This window comes from Paenibacillus sp. FSL K6-4396, from assembly GCF_038002525.1.
In the GTDB taxonomy this organism is placed as follows: domain Bacteria; phylum Bacillota; class Bacilli; order Paenibacillales; family Paenibacillaceae; genus Paenibacillus; species Paenibacillus amylolyticus_B.
On sequence record NZ_JBBOCR010000001.1, the window covers coordinates 5,371,950 to 5,394,422 of the forward strand.

The 22,473-nt window shown below is 40.9% G+C and carries 13 protein-coding genes and 3 pseudogenes; all 16 read right to left on the bottom strand.

The window, feature by feature from the left end; genetic code table 11:
• Positions 1–368: 368 nt before the first annotated feature.
• Positions 369–3,164, bottom strand: a complete 2,796-nt coding sequence (locus tag MHB85_RS23610; protein ID WP_192133346.1) for a glycoside hydrolase family 3 C-terminal domain-containing protein — start codon at positions 3,162–3,164, stop codon at positions 369–371.
• 17 nt (positions 3,165–3,181) lie between these two features.
• Positions 3,182–3,964, bottom strand: a complete 783-nt coding sequence (locus MHB85_RS23615; RefSeq protein ID WP_192133344.1) for an ABC transporter permease — start codon at positions 3,962–3,964, stop codon at positions 3,182–3,184.
• 9 nt (positions 3,965–3,973) lie between these two features.
• A complete protein-coding gene (locus MHB85_RS23620) occupies positions 3,974–4,756 on the bottom strand; it encodes an ABC transporter permease (protein ID WP_192133342.1) in 783 nt (260 codons plus the stop codon).
• On the bottom strand, positions 4,753–5,769 hold the full coding sequence (locus MHB85_RS23625) for an ABC transporter ATP-binding protein (protein WP_076217258.1): 1,017 nt from the start codon (positions 5,767–5,769) through the stop codon (positions 4,753–4,755). The genes MHB85_RS23620 and MHB85_RS23625 overlap by 4 nt, the downstream gene beginning before the upstream one ends.
• Before the next feature lie 947 nt (positions 5,770–6,716).
• Positions 6,717–7,796 (bottom strand): glycosyltransferase, encoded by a 1,080-nt coding sequence (locus MHB85_RS23630; protein WP_192133340.1) that lies wholly within the window; start codon positions 7,794–7,796, stop codon positions 6,717–6,719.
• A gap of 1,035 nt (positions 7,797–8,831) precedes the next feature.
• On the bottom strand, positions 8,832–9,110 hold the full coding sequence (locus tag MHB85_RS23635; RefSeq protein WP_192133338.1) for a hypothetical protein: 279 nt from the start codon (positions 9,108–9,110) through the stop codon (positions 8,832–8,834).
• A gap of 272 nt (positions 9,111–9,382) precedes the next feature.
• Positions 9,383–10,137, bottom strand: a pseudogene (pstB, locus tag MHB85_RS23640) (phosphate ABC transporter ATP-binding protein PstB).
• 96 nt (positions 10,138–10,233) lie between these two features.
• A pseudogene (gene pstA / locus MHB85_RS23645) lies at positions 10,234–11,137 on the bottom strand (phosphate ABC transporter permease PstA).
• Positions 11,134–12,101: pseudogene (pstC, locus tag MHB85_RS23650) on the bottom strand (phosphate ABC transporter permease subunit PstC). The pseudogenes pstA and pstC overlap by 4 nt, the downstream one beginning before the upstream one ends.
• Positions 12,102–12,206: 105 nt before the next feature.
• On the bottom strand, positions 12,207–13,070 hold the full coding sequence (locus MHB85_RS23655; protein WP_192133336.1) for a phosphate ABC transporter substrate-binding protein: 864 nt from the start codon (positions 13,068–13,070) through the stop codon (positions 12,207–12,209).
• A 70-nt stretch (positions 13,071–13,140) separates the two neighbouring features.
• The gene (locus MHB85_RS23660) at positions 13,141–13,794 is read right to left on the bottom strand and encodes a stalk domain-containing protein (RefSeq protein WP_244660986.1); all 654 of its coding nucleotides are present in this window, start codon (positions 13,792–13,794) and stop codon (positions 13,141–13,143) included.
• A 308-nt stretch (positions 13,795–14,102) separates the two neighbouring features.
• Entirely contained in the window at positions 14,103–14,930 is an 828-nt protein-coding gene (locus MHB85_RS23665) for a sugar phosphate isomerase/epimerase family protein (protein ID WP_192133334.1), read from the bottom strand.
• A 149-nt stretch (positions 14,931–15,079) separates the two neighbouring features.
• Positions 15,080–16,399, bottom strand: coding sequence for an LLM class flavin-dependent oxidoreductase (locus tag MHB85_RS23670; protein ID WP_192133331.1), 1,320 nt, complete (start codon positions 16,397–16,399; stop codon positions 15,080–15,082).
• 33 nt (positions 16,400–16,432) lie between these two features.
• On the bottom strand, positions 16,433–17,617 hold the full coding sequence (locus MHB85_RS23675) for an MFS transporter (RefSeq protein WP_341073806.1): 1,185 nt from the start codon (positions 17,615–17,617) through the stop codon (positions 16,433–16,435).
• 154 nt (positions 17,618–17,771) lie between these two features.
• A complete protein-coding gene (locus MHB85_RS23680) occupies positions 17,772–18,797 on the bottom strand; it encodes a hypothetical protein (RefSeq protein WP_341073807.1) in 1,026 nt (341 codons plus the stop codon).
• A complete protein-coding gene (locus MHB85_RS23685; protein ID WP_341073808.1) occupies positions 18,790–22,473 on the bottom strand; it encodes an amino acid adenylation domain-containing protein in 3,684 nt (1,227 codons plus the stop codon). Before MHB85_RS23685 ends, MHB85_RS23680 begins: the two co-directional genes overlap by 8 nt.

Here is a 22,473-nt window from a genome sequence, read left to right on the forward strand (position 1 = left end):
TCGTTGATGAGGTTTCTCAGTCATGTATAAACCCTCAACTCTATGTCTTTACAAGCAAATCACTGATGTATTTAAAACGGGATGCCATTTATAACTATAACTCGTTGTTATATGACGAAATGAAACTTTATAGAATAAAAAAAGAGAGCTCCTCAAGTGTATATCAGGTTTATCAGACAGATAAGGTTACCTTCTCCGAAGAAAAAGTTATCCTCAGCATAAGAGGAAGAAAACTCGTTTAGATATCCCTCTCAGCAATAAAAACTATTATTTTCATGTATAAACCAAATAACATCAATTTCAGACGCTCTCTTGAAAAGTCCCATATATTCCCCCTTCTTATTTAATAGGTTTTGGAGTGAGTTTACTTAATTCATCTTTATCCAATCAATGTATACACCTTTACTAAATTTGATACATAGATTAGTAGACTTTCTATCTTCGATTAAGCAACTTATATCCAAATTAACACTATACCATTCTCCAATTTTTGCAACTTCCTTCCTATCTAATAACGCTCCTAGAACTCCTCCTTCTCTAACTTCTATTACTAGATCTTTAAGATATGAGTTTACGTACAATTCCAAAGAGGTATCCTCTTCTAAAATCACATCATTAAATAATAACCAAGATTGTTCACTTTCAGTATAGACTACTTGCTCTCCGCTACTAGACTTGGATAACAATACATTGAAAGCGTAGTCATAGTTTTCAGCTTTTGTTTTAGTTTTCAAAGATCTGGACGGTTTATCGTTGCCCATGATCTTTATATCTTGCTCTAAACGAATATCCTCTGAAGAAGATCCTATCGAAAATGTGTACACTGCTTCTTCAACGCTATATCTCTGTTCTCTAACATTCCAATACGCAAGTTTAGAAATCGGGATGGAGAATTCGATCTTCCTATTTTCACTTGGATTAAGATTAACTTTCTCAAATGCCATTAACTCTTTCAATGGTCTTTTCAACTTGTTAGAATTGCAACGTACATATACCTGAACTACTTCATCACTTACTTTAAGACCAGTATTGGTAATATCGAAACAGACGACCACATTTACATCATCAGTATTTTTTACTGTTAGATCGGAATACGTAAATTTAGTGTACGTTAATCCATGCCCAAATGGATATAATACTTGGTTCTTGTAATAGAGGTATGTTCGTCCTCCATTTATTATATCGTAATCGAATATATCAGTTAGACCTTCAAGATTACGATACCAAGTCATCGATAGCCTACCAGCAGGACTATAATCTCCAAAGAGCACCTCTGCTAGTGCATTTCCAAGTTCTTGGCTACCATGCGAAGCATATAAAATTGACGGCACTAAGTTATCAACTTCAGTAATAGTAAATGGGTAGCTCCCAACTATACAAACAACAACATTTTTATTAATATTATACATATTTTTTATTAGGTTTAGTTGAGATTCTGGAAGTTCTAATCCAGGGCGATCTTCATCTTCCTTGCCATTTATCAGAGGATTATTACCAACAAACACAATTACAGTATCTGATTGATTGGCTACTTTCATCGCTTCATTTTCGCCATTTACAATTACCTCTAATTCAAAAACTTCATTCAAATCATTACTTTCCTCATGTGATTCTTTAAATTTAACCTTATCGTCTATAACGGATAGAGATTTGTTATTCCAGGTTTTTATGCTGACACCATTTTGTAAATCAATAGTACTAAATACTTCTCTGACAAACCATCCAAATGCCTCTTCTGCAGTAGCCGATATTTCTTTTTGGAAGGTAACATATTTATCATTCAGCATAGATTTAATTGTCTTCTTATTCCATCCCCAGTCACAATATTCGAAAATTTCATTATCGGTAATTTGTTCACCACTTGCCGTTATCTCACCTGTGGTTTGGTTTACGGACAAGTACTTTCCAGTTTTCTTTGATTTTATTGCTATATAATCATTTCCATTATGAAAATTCACATCGATTGCTGAGCCAGTTCTATTAATTATTCCTTGCAATGGGGTTACTTTATAAGAAAAATCACCGCTATACCAATCTCTATATAAAACATTGGACAATGGTCCTACCACTGCTACACTTTTAAGCAGATTTGTATTGAGCGGAAGGGAGTTATTGGTGTTTTTTAGCAAAACAATGGACTCTCTAGCTGCTTCTAATGATAATAAATTGTTTTCTTCACAACAAAGATATTCTTCTGGAATACTGGAATATGGATTTAAGTGATCTGGATCAAATTCACCTAACTGAATTCTTCCTCTAAATACATTTTTTATCGCTCTATTAAGATCTGATTCCTCAAGTAAGTTTAGTTGTAATGCTTCTTTAATTGAAGTTACTACTAATTCAGCTTCATCATTAATACTATCTACTCCACTTTTAATAACTAGTGATACAGCTTCTGCATATGAAGAACAATATTTATGTGAATCAACTAGCATTTTCATATCACCTGCATCACTCACAATATACCCTTCTAGTCCCCAAGATTGCTTTATAATATCCTTCATTTCCGGATCTATTATACAAGGCAATCCATTTACACTGTTATAGGCAGGCATTATTGAAAAAGCTCCATAATTCTTTATGATTTCCTTGAAAGGCTTGATATAATATTCGTATTTATTTCTATTATCAATATTCGATGAGGATACTAATCTATTCTTTTCATTATTATTCCCCATATAGTGCTTTAAAGTAGATAAAGCTCTTTTATAAAATTGATGATTTCCCTGCATACCTTCTACAAACGAACGGGCAAGCATTGAAGTAAGTAAAGGATCCTCACCATATCCTTCTTCTGTTCTACCCCAACGAGGATCCCTTAGTAGATCTACCGTTGGCGCCCACAAAGTAAGCCCTCTCTTTTTATTTAATTTTTGATAATAAACCCTGGCTTCTTTCCCAATAGTCTCTCCTATTCTGTTCATCAACTTAGTGTTCCATGTAGAAGATAAACCAATCGGTTGCGGGAAACTAGTTGCCTTACCAAGCCATGCTAAACCATGAGCAGCTTCTCCACCTATAACATATTCGTTAATGCCTAGTCTCTCAATCCCTCGCTGGTTTGTTGGCATCAGATATATTTTTTCTTCAAGTGTTAATCTCTTAATTAGGTCGTCTAATCTTTCTTCGATGTTTTTAAAATGGTTATTAAATATACTCATCTTGTTTTCTCCTTCTCTCAGTGACCTGAACTTTCATATCTCTGAATGGCTATCCCAAAAAATCTAAGCATACAATAGACACTATATGCGATTATCAGAGGATACATTGATAAAAATATTAACGATCCTTCTTTTTGTAATAATATTACGGTAGGAACATAGCTTATAAAGGCATACGGAACTACTACTATAAGAGCTTGCAATGGAAGGCTATATATACTCATAGGGTATTTAGAAAATTCTGAAAGACTATGGTTCGCTATCATCAAAGGATTTCCATTTTTAGTCCAAAAAGAAATAGTCGCAACACAATAATTTATTGATACACGAATGATAACTCCAAGAATTATGAATACTATAACCAGCAATATATTCAAAGCACTCAACAGATCTAAATGAATCATAGAATAACTCAAAAGTACTAATCCTATTAAGCTATTACCAATTCCTTGAGATCCAAATCCAAGAGTTGCTATTTGAATCATAGGAGAGACTGGCCTCAGTAGAATTCTATCAAACTCACCAGAGTTGACAACTGATGTGAGAGACCATAATCCATCAAAGAAAATTGACACCAATCCCTCAATTACATAAACAATGGAATATATCAGAAGAATCTCTTGAAGATTCCATCCATCAATACTAGGAATTCTATTGAAGATGGTTAATATAAAAATAACACCTAAGAATTGAGTTAAACTTCCACTTAAAATTAATAAAATGAAATCGGCACGAAATCTGACTAAAACCCTAAGATTAGCATAGAGCAAAATAAAGTAAATTTTTAGATTCCTTATCATTGACCTTTGCTAACCTCCATGTATAGTTAATTTTTTTATTCCAAAATGATAAATAAATTTCACAGCAATGCAAAAGAACAATATCCAAAAAAATTGATTCATTATAAGACTTATCATAGTTGTATAATCGTTTCCTCCTAAGAATATACTTATCGGTGTATGTATAATTGTTTGAAAAGGTAAAATTTCACAAATGTTTTTCAGCCACTGAGGGAAAAACTCGAGCGGAACAAGCGCCCCTGAGAACAAATTAACTATTGCAATTCTTGTCCACATTACTCCTTGAACATTATGAGTCCAAAACGACATTAACGAGGATGTATAAACAACTAAATATTTTATAAGAAGGGCATTGATAAAACTGAAGAAAAAGAATAACATATTAAAATTAAAGTTGAGGTAACCATTACCTAGAAATAATAGAATAATAAAACCAATCATTAGATTAATAACAGTTGTAAAAGCAATGGTGGTCCCAATCTCAGTCATAGTGTTTTTGTTGTGACTCATAGGGCGAATGAGTGTCATAGCAATCGAACCGTCTATAATTCTTTTAGCGCATCTATATTCAGAGTTAGAATCAGTATTTATAATAAAAACTAGAACCAGATAGGTTATCATGTCACTCCACGTATATCCAGCAATTACCGATTGTCCTGCATATATCGTTCCCCACAGATTCAACATTAAGATTAATGAAATAATACTAATAAATATATCAATTAAGGTAGTTACCGGATAAGCTATCTTTACTTGTAGAGTACATTTAGCAACTGACAAATATTTTTTCAATTGTCTTCCTCTTTCCCAAGATTAAGTGTGCCCTCATAAACTTGTTTCAATATATGTTCAATTCCTGTTTGCTCAGTTTGCATATCAATTATGTCTACAACACGCATAGTTCCATCAAGTACTTCCTTCATTGATATTTTAGTAGAATCGAAAGAAATGGAAAATTCTCTATCTGAAGTTCCCTCTATACTTATATTTGAACCGTTAATCTGATTGTACAGTTTACTAATATCAACAAAATCCTCTGTTCTGACATGAATTTTTCTAAATCGGCCGTAGGTATCTAATATATAGTCTACTCTTCCGTCATAAAACACCTTTCCTGAATCAATCAAAATTAACCTCTCACAAATCTCTTCTATATCTCCAATATCATGTGTGGTAAGTAAGATTGTAGTTTTATATTCCTTATTGATAAATTTCAAAAAAGCTCGTATTTTTTCTTTAGCAACAATATCTAGTCCTATGGTCGGTTCATCAAGATATAAAATTTTAGGGTTATGTAATAAAGCTGCTGCTATGTCAGCTTTCATTCTTTGACCTAAAGATATTTTTCTAGCAGAAAGATGTGAAAATTCACCTAAATTAAGTATTTCATTAAACACTCTCAAATTTTCTTTGTAAGTTTTGTCATCAATCTCATATATATCTCTTATCAAATTAAACGACTCAGATATTGGTAGATCCCACCACAATTGAGTCCTTTGACCAAATACTACTCCAATTTGTTTCTTGTACTCTAATTTTTGTGTTTTCAAGTCAATGTTGTTAATGGAGATTTTACCTTCACTAGGTTGCAAAATACCTGTTAGCATCTTAATAGTCGTAGATTTTCCTGCACCATTTTTACCTAAATAAGCAACGCTTTCTCCCTCTAAAATTTCAAAATTTATATCATCCACTGCATTTTTATAAACATGTTTCGGTGCAAAAAAATGCTTTATACTTCCCCTTAAACCAGTTTCTTTTATAGGTTGTTTATAAATTTTTTTTAAATTTTCAACTTTAATCATGTTTAATTAGCCCCTTCATGTTTTATAGATAAAATCCAAGTTATACATAATGAATTTAATTAATCACTATGCATAAAGCCCTTTTGGTTAAATCCAGCCATCATATTAGAGGCTAATATACGGCTTTTAGAGGTAAAAGCAAAAGTGGTGAGAACTTTTTTTAAAAAAATATTACATTGATGTATCTAATTTTCGTTGTTATTCGCATATCTTAGAACTTTATTTTCATTCTAGCTTACACCTAGAACATTTGTCGTATTTTTCTTTATTTCAATATATCGTGATGAGGGGTGCATAGAGCCGCAGATCATCTTTGACATTTACTTTGAAGACTAAACAGGTTACTATACCTATCGCACACTTGCTTCATATGCATATGGATATAAAATTCAGATAATCGTCGTCATCCCGAATAGATCATTAAACATCTCATTGCAATGTAGGTTGTTCCATTCAAATTCCTCCTGGTAAGCGGTTACTATTGTCCTCGAGGATTATTAGGTATAATCCTTGTGCCTTGACGTATTGAGCAGATTCATACACCTTCATAAGGTCATAATCTGAATCCAACTCAAAGAATGCAATACTTGTCCAAGTTATACTTTTCTCTTTAGATATAGGCATCCTTCAAGTTTGCCGATTTGACACCATTGCTAACGTAAGCTCGACTTAATATCCAAACCAGGCAACAATTTCATTACCGAAGAGTCAAACTTTTCAATTATTTGGCATTTCAAGTTTACTCACTCTTTCGTTTGACAAAAACACAGCCAGTTTGACGAATGAAGAAACTCTTCAAACTCTCGTGCTGGTAACGAAACCGAAAATTAAATGCATCGAAATAGAGGTTCGTTTTTTTATTTCCAAAGAAAACAGGCATACTTAAAGATACATAGCGACTTTCTATCATTTTCAAACTTGAAAGTAAACTTTAAATGCGAGTTAAATCAAAGCTTTTCTAATTTTAATTGAACTATATTTAGAAGTTCTTCCTCAAATTTATTGGACACTTGATCAGTACTAAAACGTTCTACTGATTGTGAGCAAATTTCAGATTCTGGTAATTTTAAAGATTTATTGATGATACCGTCCAAAATATCGACAAGCGCTTCTTCATCTCCTGACGGAAATAGCCATCCATTTTCACCATTTCTCACAATGTCTGTTGGGCCGGATGGACAATCACTTGAAACAACCGTTATTCCTCTAGAAAGAGCTTCTGCTAAAACAAGACCAAAGCCTTCATAGTTTGAAGCAAGCAATAAAACATCTACTTCTCGTATACATGACCATGGGTCATCCTTCCAACCCAACCAACTAATTTTGTCATTTATTTCTTTTTGTTCAGCTAATTCAATTAAATCTGGATAATTTTTCCCCTCACCAATAACTGTAAAATGCCAATCCCCTTGGATTTGTGACAAAGCATTGATTATTAAATCTACTCTCTTTTGATAATTATACAATCTACCAACATACAGTAATTCGATCCTCCCGGAACTTGATCTAGGTATTAATTGATCTCCTAAAACAACGGGATTGTATATTAATTTACTTGGTATTTGAGGAGTGAATTTCTCTAAATCCTTAAGTAAACCACTGCTAATACAAAGGTGACCATCAGCGTAAGAAACCATTTCCCACTTTCTTATATTTGTTAGATTGAAATGAAGCCAAGTGACTACACTACAATATATATCTAGAATTTTTACTGCTTCACTCGCTATTTTAGTTGAGAAAGGAGAAAGTGTAACAATAGCATCAGGGAACGGTTCCTTTTTAATAATATTCACACATTCTAACAATTGAGTCGAAAACTTATCTTCCTCATCTTGAAACTTAGTTTCAACACTAAACATATGTTCCACTGGTAGAAACCTTTCCCAATAAGGATCATCAGATTTTTCAGTTAATATAAGCTTTAATTCATGCCCACGTTTCAATAGTGATGTAGCAATCAAATTAATCACTGTTTCCATACCACCACGTCCGCCAAGTTTATAATCGACAAAAAAATATAATCTCACTCATTCACCTTACCTTTCTAATTTCATTGCAAAACTTAGAGCACAGACCAAGCTAGGAACGAAAACGTTTTACAATATGACATATTAAATATCTTCATCCCTTTATCCTCCATAAAAAGAGCCTTACAATTCCAAAACAGATAGAACCCTTTTACTTGCAAACTCTTCATTATTTGATAGTAAAATCAGTGTAAATTACTTAAATAATGATGAATACAAAAAAAGCGCTTTCATTTATATCGTTAGAATACTTAACAATATTCTCTTTGTACAGGTCATCATAACCTGCCGGAATTTTGGAGGTCTGTAATGAAGCCTAAGCATACTTTTTTAATATGTATTAATTCCACTTGTATTATTTATTAGATACTTCTCAATCTTGGAACTTCACATCCAACATTACCCATTATAAGCCATTTTGTTCAATAAAACAACATTATATGCAAGAATAGCACTAGATGAATTAGTAATTGAATAAGTACTACCACAAATGATAATAATAGTAGCCTTCATTTGAATCTGTTCTTTCCAAATGAACCAACGCATTTGTTGCACTGGATAGAAGGAATAGAAACAATATGAAGCTAGCAAGTACTTGATTATTCATTCTATATTTCTAATCCTATTTTCCTACGCATCATAAAATACAATATATCACAAATGAATATAATACTCCCACTAATGAAAAATGCTTCTCTCACTTGCACTACTATAAGATACTTGGAGTGTTCAGAAGGCCATGAGCTGTTTCCTCTAGTCGTTTGTTTTTTTTGGAAAGACCGTAATATAAAATTAGATAGAGCAGGGAGATTGTAAAATTTAATGAATTTTCGGCACGAGACTTACCTTATTAGTGTCTATATCCTTTCCACTTATTGTTAAATATGATAAAAATATAGCCCCTGTTCATACACTGCCGTTACCTTCAATGGAGATCTTGGCTATAGTCACATTGTCAACAATAAACTTTAGTTCGTATTCATAAGTAAAGTCTTTAACCCTGGAGTTATCTTGTTCTCTTTTTATATTCTAGCCCTAAAACAGATCATACGTTAACTGCTGCCCAGCTTTCACATCTTTATCTTTTGTAGACCGAAAAAGTGACTTAACTGATTTTAGGAGCTCACCTTTGACATTAACATTTCCGATGTGCTTTATATTGATCGAGTGGACGAATCTTCCCATCCGGATTCGGAAGTTCTTTCCGTCCTGCAGGCTGGGAGCGATATGATAGGTTCCGGTTATCAGCTTGTTTCCCAGTTCCTCCAGGAAGCGCTCGGCACCACACTCCTGAACGATGGTGTCTAATGCCACTCCATCGCCCCCCCCACTGCCTTAACCTGTTTCCATGCTCCCCAGAGAACATCTTCTCGGTAAACCTTTTCATATAATGCATGAAACCGGCACCTTGGATGCTCCTTGGCCGCCAGATATAGTACGTTTTGAAGTTGTCGATCTTTTACTTTGGCTTACCCAGACCGGACTTTCACCGGCTAGTTGTGTCTAGCTTGGCTAGGCATGCAAAACAGAAAAAAGTCTTTCAGATTATATCTGAAAGACTTCCACATTCCTCAACAAAAAAACAATCAACCAAATCTACCACTAATATAATCCTGCGTACGCACATCGACTGGCTCGGCGAACATGCTTTGGGTAGCTGAATACTCCACTACTTCGCCGTTCAGGAAGAAAACAGTCTGCTGGGATACACGAACGGCTTGCTGCATGTTATGAGTCACCATCACAATGGTATAGTGCTCCTTCAGTTCATGCGTCAGCTCCTCAATCTTGAAGGTAGACACGGGATCAAGCGAAGCAGTCGCTTCATCCATCAGCAGAATATCCGGCTCCACTGCCAGCGCACGTGCGATACAGAGGCGTTGTTGTTGTCCACCAGACAGACTTAACGCAGAGCGCTTCAGGTTGTCTTTTACCTCATCCCACAGGACAGCAGATCGCAGGCTCTGCTCTACAATCTCATCCAGCTTTTTCTTACCATGAATACCATGCTGTTTAGGGCCGAAAGCCACGTTGTCATAGATGGATTTCGGAAAAGGGTTCGGTTGTTGGAAGACCATGCCGATCTTCTTGCGAAGGGTCTCCACATGGACTTCACCGTTATAGGTATCAGTTCCCCCTACGCTACTTTGCCTTCAATCCGTGTGCCGGGTATCCGGTCATTCATACGGTTGAGCGTACGCAATAGGGTTGATTTGCCACAACCCGACGGTCCGATAAATACAGTAATTGCCCGCTCAGGAATTTTAATGGACACATCCTTCAGCGCTTGAAACTGACCGTAATACAAATTCAATTTATTGATCTCAATAATAGGTTGCACAAGGCGCCCTCCCGGGTTGAAATGGAATGATTTGCAGATTCAGCTTAAACAGTTGGAGTTGTTCCAGAGGATACCGAGTAGCGGCCCCCTCTTTCATCAGGCTTGATTTTTACGTGCTTTCAACCACAAGGATACACGGAACAGCACATTAATGAGCAACGCTATAAAGATCAGCACCGCTGTGGTTTTCTGCGCAATTTCCTCGGCATCCGGCAAATGGCTTCCGATTAAATTTACCAGAGATGTACGGCAAGGGTTCCTCCCGGCGATAACAAATTAAAGTCCCACATCTCCCCTGAGGTAGACACTCCAGCGGTTAGAATAATGACGGCACTCTCACCAAATGCCCGACCTGCCGTCAGGCAAATACCCGTCATGATCCCGTTGATAGCCACCGGCAACAACACTTGGCGGATCGTCTGAAGATGCGTTGAACCCAGCGCAAACGATCCATTGCGAAGTTCCACCGGAACTGCCCTGACGTATTCCTCCGTTACTCTGGTTAGCACAGGCAGGTTCAAGAAAGCCAGACTGACGGCTGCGCCCAGAATGGTAAGACCAATTTCAAAAAAACTCCACAAACAGGGCAATACCGAACAATCCAAAGATGATGGATGGCACAGAGGACAATCCCTCCACGCAAATACGAACGGTCTCGATTAGCTTATTATTTGGTGCAAACTCTGCCAGATATATGCCTGCCGCCATACCAACCGGGATGGAGATGAGCAGGGACAGAATCAACACATAGAACGAGTTGAACAGCGCCGGGCCGATCCCTCCCCCTTCTTCAATCTCACTAGGAACACCATAGAGAAAATCCCAGCTTAGCAGAGGCAATCCTTTTGTTCAGCAGCAAGAATAACAGTCCAACAATAAATAAAATGACGACAATACCAACGCCCCATACCATGCCGGTAAAGAGCCGATCCATCACCATCGATGAACTTCTCCGTTTGCCAAAAGAATAAGCAGCGTTCGCCTGCTTCTTCACACTCATACGTTTCGGTCCCCTCTCTTCTGAAGCAGTCTTACGATAACGATCATCAGGATTGATATCGCCAGCAGGATAAAGCCCATCATGTACAGACCATGATTCCAGGTAGAGTCGAATTCCACACTAGAGCCTTGCATGACGATATTACTGGTCAGCACGGCTGTTGGTGTGAACAGACTATTCGCGAGTTGCGCTGTATTACCGATGACCATCACCACCGCCATCGTCTCACCGATCGCACGAGTCATCCCGAGAATAACCGCGTACATAATCCCACCTTTGGCAGCAGGTAAGACAACACGAGTCACGGTCTGGAATCGGTTCGTACCGAGTGCATAGGCTGCATCACGGTATTTGTTCGGTACGGCAGATATGGCATCATCACTGATCCGGTTAATCGTAGGAAGCACCATGATGGTCAGTACAATGGACGCAGCAAGTAATCCGTCAGCCAGATCACGTCCACTAATATCCCTTAGCCAGGGGATGAGGATCGTCAGTCCCAGGAAACCGTATACCACAGAAGGAATACCCACCAGCAGATCCAAGACAGGACGCAAAATATGGCGAAGCCATTTGGGTGTCATTTCGGCCAGAAACACGGCAATGTGACAGAGAGTGGAATGGCGAACAACATTGTGAGACCCGTAAGAGCCAGTGTTCCGAGGATAAAGGTCAGTGCACCATAATGTTCATTTTCCGGGTCCCAGTTCGTGGAGAAAAAGAATTCACGCAGCGACACATCCGCAAAAGTGAGAACGCCGGTACGAAGCATCAGGATTAAGATACATAAGAGAACCAGACATACAAAGATCGCACTGCCGATACATACCATGCGAAACAGGTTATTGGACCACCTTAAACGCGCCTTACGGTTAAACCGTGATCCCGATTCAGGAGCCTTGCCAATACTTGTACCAAGCTCACTTGTGGCGGGGCTGTTCGTGGATGGATTCAAATCAATCATGAAGTGCTCTTCCTTTCACATAGAGAAGCCAGCTTGCGAACGTGCGCAGAAGCTGGCTATCCCTGTTCTTATGAAATGTGAGAATGACGAACGTTTGAAGCTCCGTTATTTTACAGCCGCAAGCGGAATGAATTTCAGCTTTTTCAGGGAACCGTTCTGGAATTTGCTGCTTTGGATGTAATCAATGAACGCTTTGGTTGCACCGGTAGGTTGACCTTTGGTCATGTAATATCCGATACCCCATACTTTGTAGGTTTTGTTCAGAACATTTTTCTCTGTTGGTGCAACGCCATTGGTGGATACAGCCTTCATTTTGCTAGTTACATAAGGAAGGTCAATATAACCGATCGCATTCGGTGTCGTTTCAATGGTTGTTTTCATATCACCGCTGGAGCCAACTTCTTTATAGTTATCGCCTTTGCTCATGAAATCCTTGCCGTCGAGCGATTTTTGCTGGAAGTTGACCCGTGTGCCGGAACCAAACTTACGGTTAACAACAACGATGTTGGCGTTCGCACCGCCGACGTCTTTCCAGTTGGTCACTTTGCCAGAGAAGATATCCTGCAATTGTTTCGTGGTCAGACTGCTTACACCCACATTGGTGTTAACAACAGCCGTAAATACCGTTACCGCTACCGGATTGGCTACCATTCCATCAAATTTCTTGAAGCCAGGTACATCCTTGGATGCGTCCCAGTCCACAGCACCAATGTCGGCAATTCCTTTACGTACGGATTGAGGGCCTGTAATGGAACCTGCGGCGGAAGCCGAGATTTTAACTTTTGGATTATCTTTCTTGAATTCACTTGCAGCCTGAAGAGTCAGTGGAAACAACGCCGATGAACCGTTGATGACAATTTTACCTTTCTCTGTGCTCTTGGCAGCGGATGCCGTCGTCGCTCCTCCAAGTCCACCAATTAGCGATACAGCCATAAGCATTGCTGTGAAGGGTTTGATCCATTTTTTCATTTTTATAAACTCCTCTCGAATTATAAAATAATTAATATCAACACGTGTCTATCATTCTGGATCAAAAAAATTACTTCGTAACAGCTCTCCAGCTGCCAGCCGCTTGAACCAGAACCCGGCCGTTTTCAATCACGGCGATTTGTGGTCCGGCAACGGTAATGGAGGATACATCGGAAGATACGGTATATAACTTGGTTTGTTTTCCTGTCACCGTGTCGATGGAAATAATGACGCTATTGCTGTCATCTTGCGCAACCAGTACGTACAAGACGTCACCCGATAGAATCGCTTGCTCTACATCGTGAACGCCATACACCGTTGTTGCCTCCTGGGATGAATCCACAGATTGCAGCGAAGCATTGCCATCCTCGGATGGTACACTTACGTAGTAGGCTTTCTGCCCGTCAACGGACCATACAAACACTTTGTCATCCGTTGAAGTCGTTAACTGCACCGTGTGACCATTTAACTTAATCACCGTAGTTCCACTATGTACTTCCGCTTGCGCGCCAATAGCCTTGATCACATCACGGAGCGACACAAGGGTCTCACCATTCTTCACGATGGAACGAACAACGACGCTGTTTCCGTTTATTGTAAGCGTGGAGTTATGCACCTGAGCTTTACTAGCCGCAGGTTTCACTGCTGGAGCAGCTGATACTGCACTAACCACAGAAGTTGTTAATACTGTGGCTACCATGGACACTACTAACACCTTTTTCATTGACATTGGCTTTGGTCACCCTTCTTTTCTCCATATAAATTTGCCTTGTATGCCGTGCCCTGCTGTCTGGTATTCTGCATGTATCATCAGTATGAGAGCTTGTCCGCCTCATCCCCCCAAACTTCCACGTTCATAGTAAAAATGACCTATCACGTTTGTAATTATAGGAGCGAATTGTAAATGGAAAATCCCGGAATTTTTAACGAAATGTCAATGTTTTCATATCAATACATTCATATGATTAGACACACAAAATGACCCATACAGAATGTATGGGCCCTTGCTGTCATTATATATTTTCTCATACATTATACTGTGGCAAACACCTGATCGAACCCAGCCTTCGACTTGGCAAATTGTTCGTTCGTACCAAGATTCGATGCCGTTGCCAGTACTTCCTGAGCCACCGCACCATTGTAACCAATCGCCTGCAGATTTCTCAGAAATCCACCCAGATCAATGACCCCTTCGCCGGGATACAAACGCTCATAATCCAGCAATTCTTCAACGGGTAGATCATAGGCATCATTAATATGAACATGAACAATCTGCTCTTTCTTCAGTTTCAGCAGATCTTCCATCGGTAAACCATTTGTATGCCAGTGATAGGAATCTACCAGTAAACCTACGTTAGGCGCATGGATCGTCTCGATCCAGTCCAGCGTATCTTCCACACGCCAGATAAACGGATTCTTCCATTGTGTCCGCAAATGGTGGCAGCCAACAAACTCCAGACCTAACTTAATCCCGTAAGCATCCAAGATATCTGCACAGAGTCTCAAGCGTTTCGTAGCGGCGGCCATAAATTGCGCTGCCGGTTGATCCGTTGAGGGTAAAATATACGTGCAACAGCTATAACAGTTTAGCGCAGCAGAAGCTTCTGCCATAGCGACCAACGATTGCAAACCCTCACGAAACTGCTCATCTGTCGTCCGCCACTCTACCGTCAGGCCCGATGAACCGATGATCACCTGATTGCTTTCCAGCAGATGTTGCGCCCGTTCTTTGCCATACGTCTCAATCAATGAGAGCGGATTCAAATCTACAGATCCGAATCCGTGCTTGGCCGCTTCTGTGATATATTGTTCATCAGACTCGATATTGCCCAGTCCCGCATTCGTTAACCCTCTAATCATCCCAATCTCCTCCTGTGACTCGTCTGGAATTGCAGCTTGTGTATCATTTTCTTTATCATTTTATAATAGCAGTACTCTCCGAAAAAGAAACCATCAAAAAAGAGCCGCAACAACGTTACATTAACGTCATTCCCGCTCTAACATCTCTATCACACGCTCTCCAGCGCATACCGGTTACGCGGAATCTCAAGACCCAGATTCTCCCTTAGCGTCTCATGTTCATATTCTGTACGGAACAGCCCTCGTTCTTGCAGAACCGGAACAACGAGCTCCACGAAATCTTCCAATCCATTGGGTACTACTGTACGAACATTGAATCCGTCTGCCGCTTCGCCTTCAAACCATGCCTGCATCTGATCTGCGATCTGATCCGGTGTACCAATGAACGATGTACGTGGGGTAGACGCTAACAACGCCACTTGGCGCAGGGTCAGCCCCTGTTCGCGTGCCTGCTGCTTGATCTTGTCCGTTGTACTGCGGAAGCTGTTGCTGCCGATCTCCCCAATCTCGGGAAAAGGTTCGTCCAGCGGGAATCGGGAGAAGTCATAATGATCGAAGTACCGCCCCAGATAGTTCAACGCCTGATCAATACTAACAAGTTCGGCAATTTCCTGATACTTCTGCTCCGCCTCTTCCTCAGTTCTACCCACAATCGGGCCGATGCCCGGGAAGATCAGGATATCTTCTGCCTGACGTCCATATGCCACCGCTCTTGCCTTCACATCCCGGTAGAACTCCCTTGCTTCCTCCAGCGTCTCATGTCCTGTGTAGACGGCATCCGCCGATCGGGCGGCCAGATCTTTACCAGATTCAGATGAGCCCGCCTGGAAAATCACCGGATGGCCCTGCTTCGAACGCCCCACATTAAGTGGACCCTGTACCGAGAAATGCGCTCCCTTGTGATTCAGCGTATGTAGCTTGGCAGGATCGAAAAATACGCCCTGCTCTTTGTCTCCGACAAAGGCATCGTCCTCCCAGGAATCCCAAAGGCCTTTGACCACATTCAAATGTTCTTCTGCAATTTCGTAGCGCAGCGCATGGTTGGGATGTTCGCCTTTGCCAAAGTTCAGTGCCGATCCTTCCAGAGGTGAAGTAACCACATTCCATCCGGCTCTCCCATCGCTTAATTGATCCAACGAGGCAAATTGCCTCGCAACCGTGAAGGGTTCACTATAGGAAGTAGACAATGTAGCAACCAGCCCGATGTGGGAAGTTGCCCCGGCGAGTGCGGACAGAAGCGTCAGAGGTTCAAAGCGATTGAGAAAATGAGGATTGGACTTCTCGTTGATAAAGAGACCATCTGCAATAAAGAGCAGATCAAACTTCCCTTTTTCAGCGATACGCACCTGCTTCTTGTAGAATTCCAGACTAACGCTCGCGTTAATTGGAATATCCGGGTGACGCCAAAAGGGAATGCTGTTACCCACTCCGTTCAGATTAGCTCCCAACTTCAATTGTCGTTGCGACATATATATTCCTCCCTATGTTGTAGTGATGACCATTCAGTTCAAGTCCGCCTGTTTCACATTACTAACTCTGACTGCCCAAGCCGCTCCCAGCAACACAATCCCTGTGAAGAGAAAAATAAACGGAATGCCGATCCATCCACCGAGTAAACCACCGATTAACGGTCCAAGTACAATACCGAACTGACTCGCCGTCTGACTCAGACTGACAGCCCTCCCACGAAAATCGTGATCAGCATACTTGATGATCAGCGCATTAAGCGCCGGATAGACTGCCGCAAAGAACAAACCATAAACAAATCGCAGGCTGCCAAAATAAATCAGATTCGTTGCTGTCATCTGCAGCAGACTGCCAATTCTACCGCCAATCAGACCAATAAATAGTGTTTTCTCGTATCCGATCCTTCCACCAATCTTGCCCCATCGCGGCCCCATAATGACGGTTGCCACACCAATCGCCGAGAAGACAATCCCTGCACTGAGTGTTGCACTGCCAACATCTCCGCCAATCTGGACGACATAGAGCGTCAGCACCGGTTCGATGATGAGCACGGAGGTAGAGACTAAGAGAATCAAACCATAGATTCGCATCAAACCCGGCGTGGAAGCCGCTCTTTTCAAATCCCCTATGATCTTCGTTGGAACGATCGTACGAGTTTGTCGTGACTCCTTAACACCCAGGACCATTAGAGCCGCGAGCAATGTAATTACAGCGGATGCAATGAAACATCCCCGCAGTCCGATCCAGTGACTCAATACACCACCGGCAAGAGGACCAAGAATCCCACCCGCAGCGCTGGCCGTGGAGATCACGCCAAGTGCGTAACCCACCTGTTTCTCCGGAGTATTGGTACCGATCAGTGTAATCGAGGCGGGATGGAAACCAGCCATGAGTCCCTGAAAGACCCTCACCGCGATAAACGTATACGGATCATACACAAAGAAGTTAGCCAGATGTGCAATGCCTAGCCCCACTCCGGAACGGACCAGCATCAGTTTGCTGCCATATTTATCAGCCAGTGATCCCCAGAAGGGTGCGCATAATCCGCTGATCAGAAAGCTGATGGAGATCGAAATACCCGACCAAGCTTCCAAGCCGCTCTGGATACCGAGATCATTTTGCAGGAATATAGGAAAGAACGGAACGGACAGCGAGTACGCCATATGATTGAAAAACAGGCTTAACCACAGAATATACAGATCTCGCTTCCATTGTGGCATCTTGGCATTCTCTATACTATATAATTCCTATATAAAAAGCAGGTCATTATCCATATTAGGGTAACGTCATCGGAACGTATAATAGAAAAGTTCAATAGACCCATTCAAGAATTATATGAATGGGTCTATCTTATCGTAGATACATCGTATTTAATTATTGTCCTAACTGTGATTGATACTCGTATTCGAATACATGTTTCATAATATCCAATTCCATATTTTTCAATTCAATGATTTTATCCAGCATGACATCATACTTTTTGTATACACCCTGCTCCATGATGAATTGATTCATATACATGACCAGATTACGGAGTTTTAAAGCTTCGCTAACCAGTTCTTCCAACCTTATTTTTATCGAAGGATCGGGGAGAAAGTCAAGTATGGCTTGAGCAAGCAGTTGTTTATGTTCGTAAAGCAGGTGAAAAGGATGTATAGCAAACGGCTGATTTGGCATCCCTTCCTTCTGCATCCCCAACATATCAATCATCTTATCGTATATTTCACTTCCAAGATAACGGTGATCCTTTCTCAGAACACTGCGAACTTGATTAGTCTCTCCTACGTATTCTTTCAAAATATTCATTAGATCCTCTTTGGAGAACTGGAGAACCGTTTCATAATAATATTCACTTGGTTCCTTGTACTCTTCTGTCTTTTCAATGGCCCATATTCCGTTTAGGTAATCCGTAGACCATTCAGCATCGAAATTCGAATCTTGAATAACAGTGATCTCATCATAGGGAAGCCATTTCTCACCGTAGAATCCATCCCAAAAATCATGGCACAGAAACTCTTTACGATCCGAATCGAATCCAGAGATGAATACCTCATGTTTACCACCACCAGGAATATTTCTCAGGAAATAAATATAATTATTCTTTTGAATTAGTTCCACTATAAAATCTTGCAGTTCCCACTGTTTTAAAATCATATCTCTATCGTACACCCTTGTAATCAACATGGGGCATGTCGACATTTTGAATTTGTGCCAAGGATAATACTGTGAACAGACGTCTAATCCATAGCCCCCTTCATCATTGTGATGCAGGATGACCAATAGATAATTATGATAAATCCAGCTACGTGAACGTTTGTCCAAGTCTAGCATGGAAAAGAGACTCGCGTGATGTGGGTAGGTAGTCATTAAAGGCTCGTTCACTTGCAATTTTTTAATCATGACTGATCTCCAATCCTGAGCAATTTATTAAGTTATGCTTCTCCAGTTCATGAATGGCTTCCAGCTTGCTTGTGAATTTTCTCCACTGATTATGTGTCATATTCTCCCGATATACCGCCTTCGCCAGCACATTACGTAACTCACTCCAATGATCCTGTATTGCCTGAGCAGCAGAAACAAGATCGGTATGATGTTCATATAACCGTTGCATACGATAGGTTTCGACCTTTTTGGCATTCACAATGTCTACAATGGATTGGAGAACAAGTTCAGCATAGGCCATATCAGGTGAATCTTCTTCATTGAACTGATACATCTTCTGTATGAAGGACAGAAGATGACTCAGTTCCTGATTAATCTCTCCTGGTGTAACGCGCACATGATCAATAAACATGTCACGCAGTTCTCCCAGCATGATGCTGTTTCTTTTGTGTGAGACAGTTTCACAAGCTGAAAATGCGTAGAACGTGGGTACTTCTTCTTCCTCCATGAAATGCCGTACGAATCCTTCGTAAGCTTGTACAATATCTTTCATAGGCATTTCCATCGGTTGATACGTGAGATTGTCCCGGTGATCATGTTCTATTACATGGAACACTTGCCGTTGGAGATCATACCCATAGATTAATAAGGAATGTGGCCAGTGGGTACGTAAATACATGTCTTTGCGCATGGACTCGTAATAACAGTCCACTCGGATAATTACTGGGCGGTTCAAGTTAACCGCTTCTATAATCTCTTTTCGTACATCCCCGCTGTAGGTCTTCGTTTCATAAGTTATCCCCATGCGCTCAATTAGCTGGTCATCTGATAATACAGCTTGATACTCTAATCGGAGTATGCCCTGATGTTCATCGAATCTATAGTGCATTCGGTCGTTAATCATCACAGGCAGTACACCAATAGAATAGAAGTTCAATACGGGAAAGAGTGAATTATAGAAGCAGTTTTTGTAGAAAACATCATTAAACGGCTCTATTCCTGCGATGATAACTATTGGCCTATGGGAATGATGTAATATAAGATGATTCGCTTCCGCCGTTGCCCCGACTTCCTCGGTAAATTGCTTCATTGCACCATCTGTCTCTGGCATATCCTGCTCTTCAAGAAGTATCTCTTTTTCAGAGTTATACTTATCCGCTTCATATCCCTTGTTTCGAAGCACTTCAGCCAGTGATGCAATAGTCTCATGCCGCATCACTTCATCAGCAGTAAGCGGAATACTCTGCCTCTCCATATTCGCCTCAAGTTTGATGACATTCAGTGAATGCCCTCCAATTTCGAAGAAGCGGGCATGAACGTCAATCTCTTTTAATTGCAACAGATCCGACCACAATTCGGCGAGCACCTGCTCTAATGCATTGCGTGGAAGTGTAATATCTGTCCCTTCTCCCTGTAAGAGCAAGGGATCTGGAAGAGCTTTTCGGTCCAACTTCCCATTGGCCGTATATGGCATATGATCCAACATGGTGTATCTGGAGGGCAGCATATATTCAGGCAACTCTGTCAGCAAAAAAGATCGCAATTGCTCCTGATTGAGACTTTGGCTCTCCGTTACTGTGTAATAGGCACATAACAGGGACTGCCCATCCTGATCTGACCGAACTGTGACCGCAGCAGCCGAGATAGCCGGGTACTGGAGCAACCTGTTCTCGATCTCCCCGAGTTCGATCCGATAACCACGTATTTTCACTTGAAAATCGGAACGACCCAGATACTCCAGATCTCCATTAGCATTGAGACGTGCGAGATCTCCTGTTTTATACATACAAGCGCCTTCATGAAAAGGATCTTTTAGAAACCTCTCGGCCGTAAGCTCAGGTCTGTTCCAATAACCTCTGGCTACTCCATCTCCTGCGATGCATAACTCTCCCGTTGCTCCGATTGGCATATGCCGATGCCGCTTATCCAGAATATAAATACGGGTATTTGCAATCGGATGACCGATCGAAATTGTCGTGGTAGGCGAAAGTTCCTTAATGCTCGACCATATTGTTGTTTCTGTGGGACCATACATATTGTAGATGCGGGCAGAGGTCATTCCCGCTACCTCTTCATACAAGGCATACGGTAGAGCTTCGCCTCCAATCATCAATATTTGGATTACGCTCCATACCGGTGAATCGGCTGTAAGCCCAATCTGAAGCATCCGCAGTCGAGAAGGCGTTATTTGAATTAATTCAATGTTGTGAGTAACAATTAGATGCGCAATACGGCTTGGACTTAACTGATCCTCTTCTACTGCCATGATCAGTGTTAACCCGTTAGCGAGTGCCCCAAGCGTTTCCAGTACAAAGATATCAAAGGAGAATGTTGTGAGGGCGAGAATTCGTTTGCCAGCCTCAAAAGAAATGCTGCGGGATACACCTTCCACAAAGTTTCTTAGTGCCCGATGTTCAATCATGACCCCTTTTGGCCTGCCTGTAGATCCGGAAGTATATATCAAATAAGCCAACTGCTCCGACGAAACAACTGGCAGAGAGATATGTTGTTCATCCCATTCTTCCATGCGAGAAATATCGATTATTTGTCCTGTGTATATGAGTGAGCCGATCAGATCGGGGTTCGTTAGCAGAATCGCAGCCTGGCTATCCTCCAGCATGAACTGCAATCGATTATTTGCATATGCGGGGTCCATTGGCATGTAAGCAGCCCCCGCCTTAAGTACACCCAGCATAGCCAAGAGCATGTCTTCCGATCGCGTTAACAGAATTCCTACAATAGCGCCTGATCTTACTCCCTGAGCTAACAGGTATTTCGCAAGTTGATCTGATTTGTAATCCAAGCTTTGATAGGTAAGGATATTTTCTCCGCAGATCACTGCGGGAATATCCGGCTGTTGTGCAGACCAGGACTGAATCATCTGGATGATTGAACGAGCTTCAGGAAAACGGATCTCCGTATCATTCAGATGTTCAATAACCTGGTCTTCCTTGCGCGAGAGCATCTTTATATGATGTAATCCCTCATCTGGATGGGCTGTACAAATAGAGAGCACACGTATCACGTGGTCTACAATCTGTTCAATAGTTGCTGGAGAATATATTGCGGCATTGTAATTCATGCGTAGCGCCAGCCCCACTTTAGACATTTGAAGTGAAAACACCATATCGGCTAGGGGGCCTGTTTCCTGTAGATTCTCCTGCATATTGTCCATACGAACCACAGTGGCTACCCTTGGCAAGTCTGTCCCTTCATGACCAAGCAATTCAAGAATTTTCTCCAGCGAAAGATGGTTAAACTTTTTGGCCGCACCCACAAGGGTCCTGAGCTGAAGAACAACTTCCTTAAAAGAACACTCTTCACCAAAATTGATGCGAATAGCACGTAGTTGACTTGAATTTGTTGCACCAGATGAAGCGGGAATACCTACAGTTATATCGTCATTGTCCAGATAACGGTGTAACACGTATGTGACACCTGCCAGAAGAAGAATAAATGCCCCTGCTTCGGTGTTCCCGGAAATGCGAAAGATTTGTTCTGAAACAGGTTGAGGAAATGCAATTTGCATCTCCTCAAACACTTGCTCACCCCATGTTCCCCTCGTTTGTTCACTAGGAAACATGCTGAATTGAAGGTCCCCCGAGAGATGGTTTAGCCAATATTGCTTCTCCTCTTCGAACTTTCGGCTCGATAATAGCAAATTTTGCATGAATGCACCTGGCTCTGCTGACAA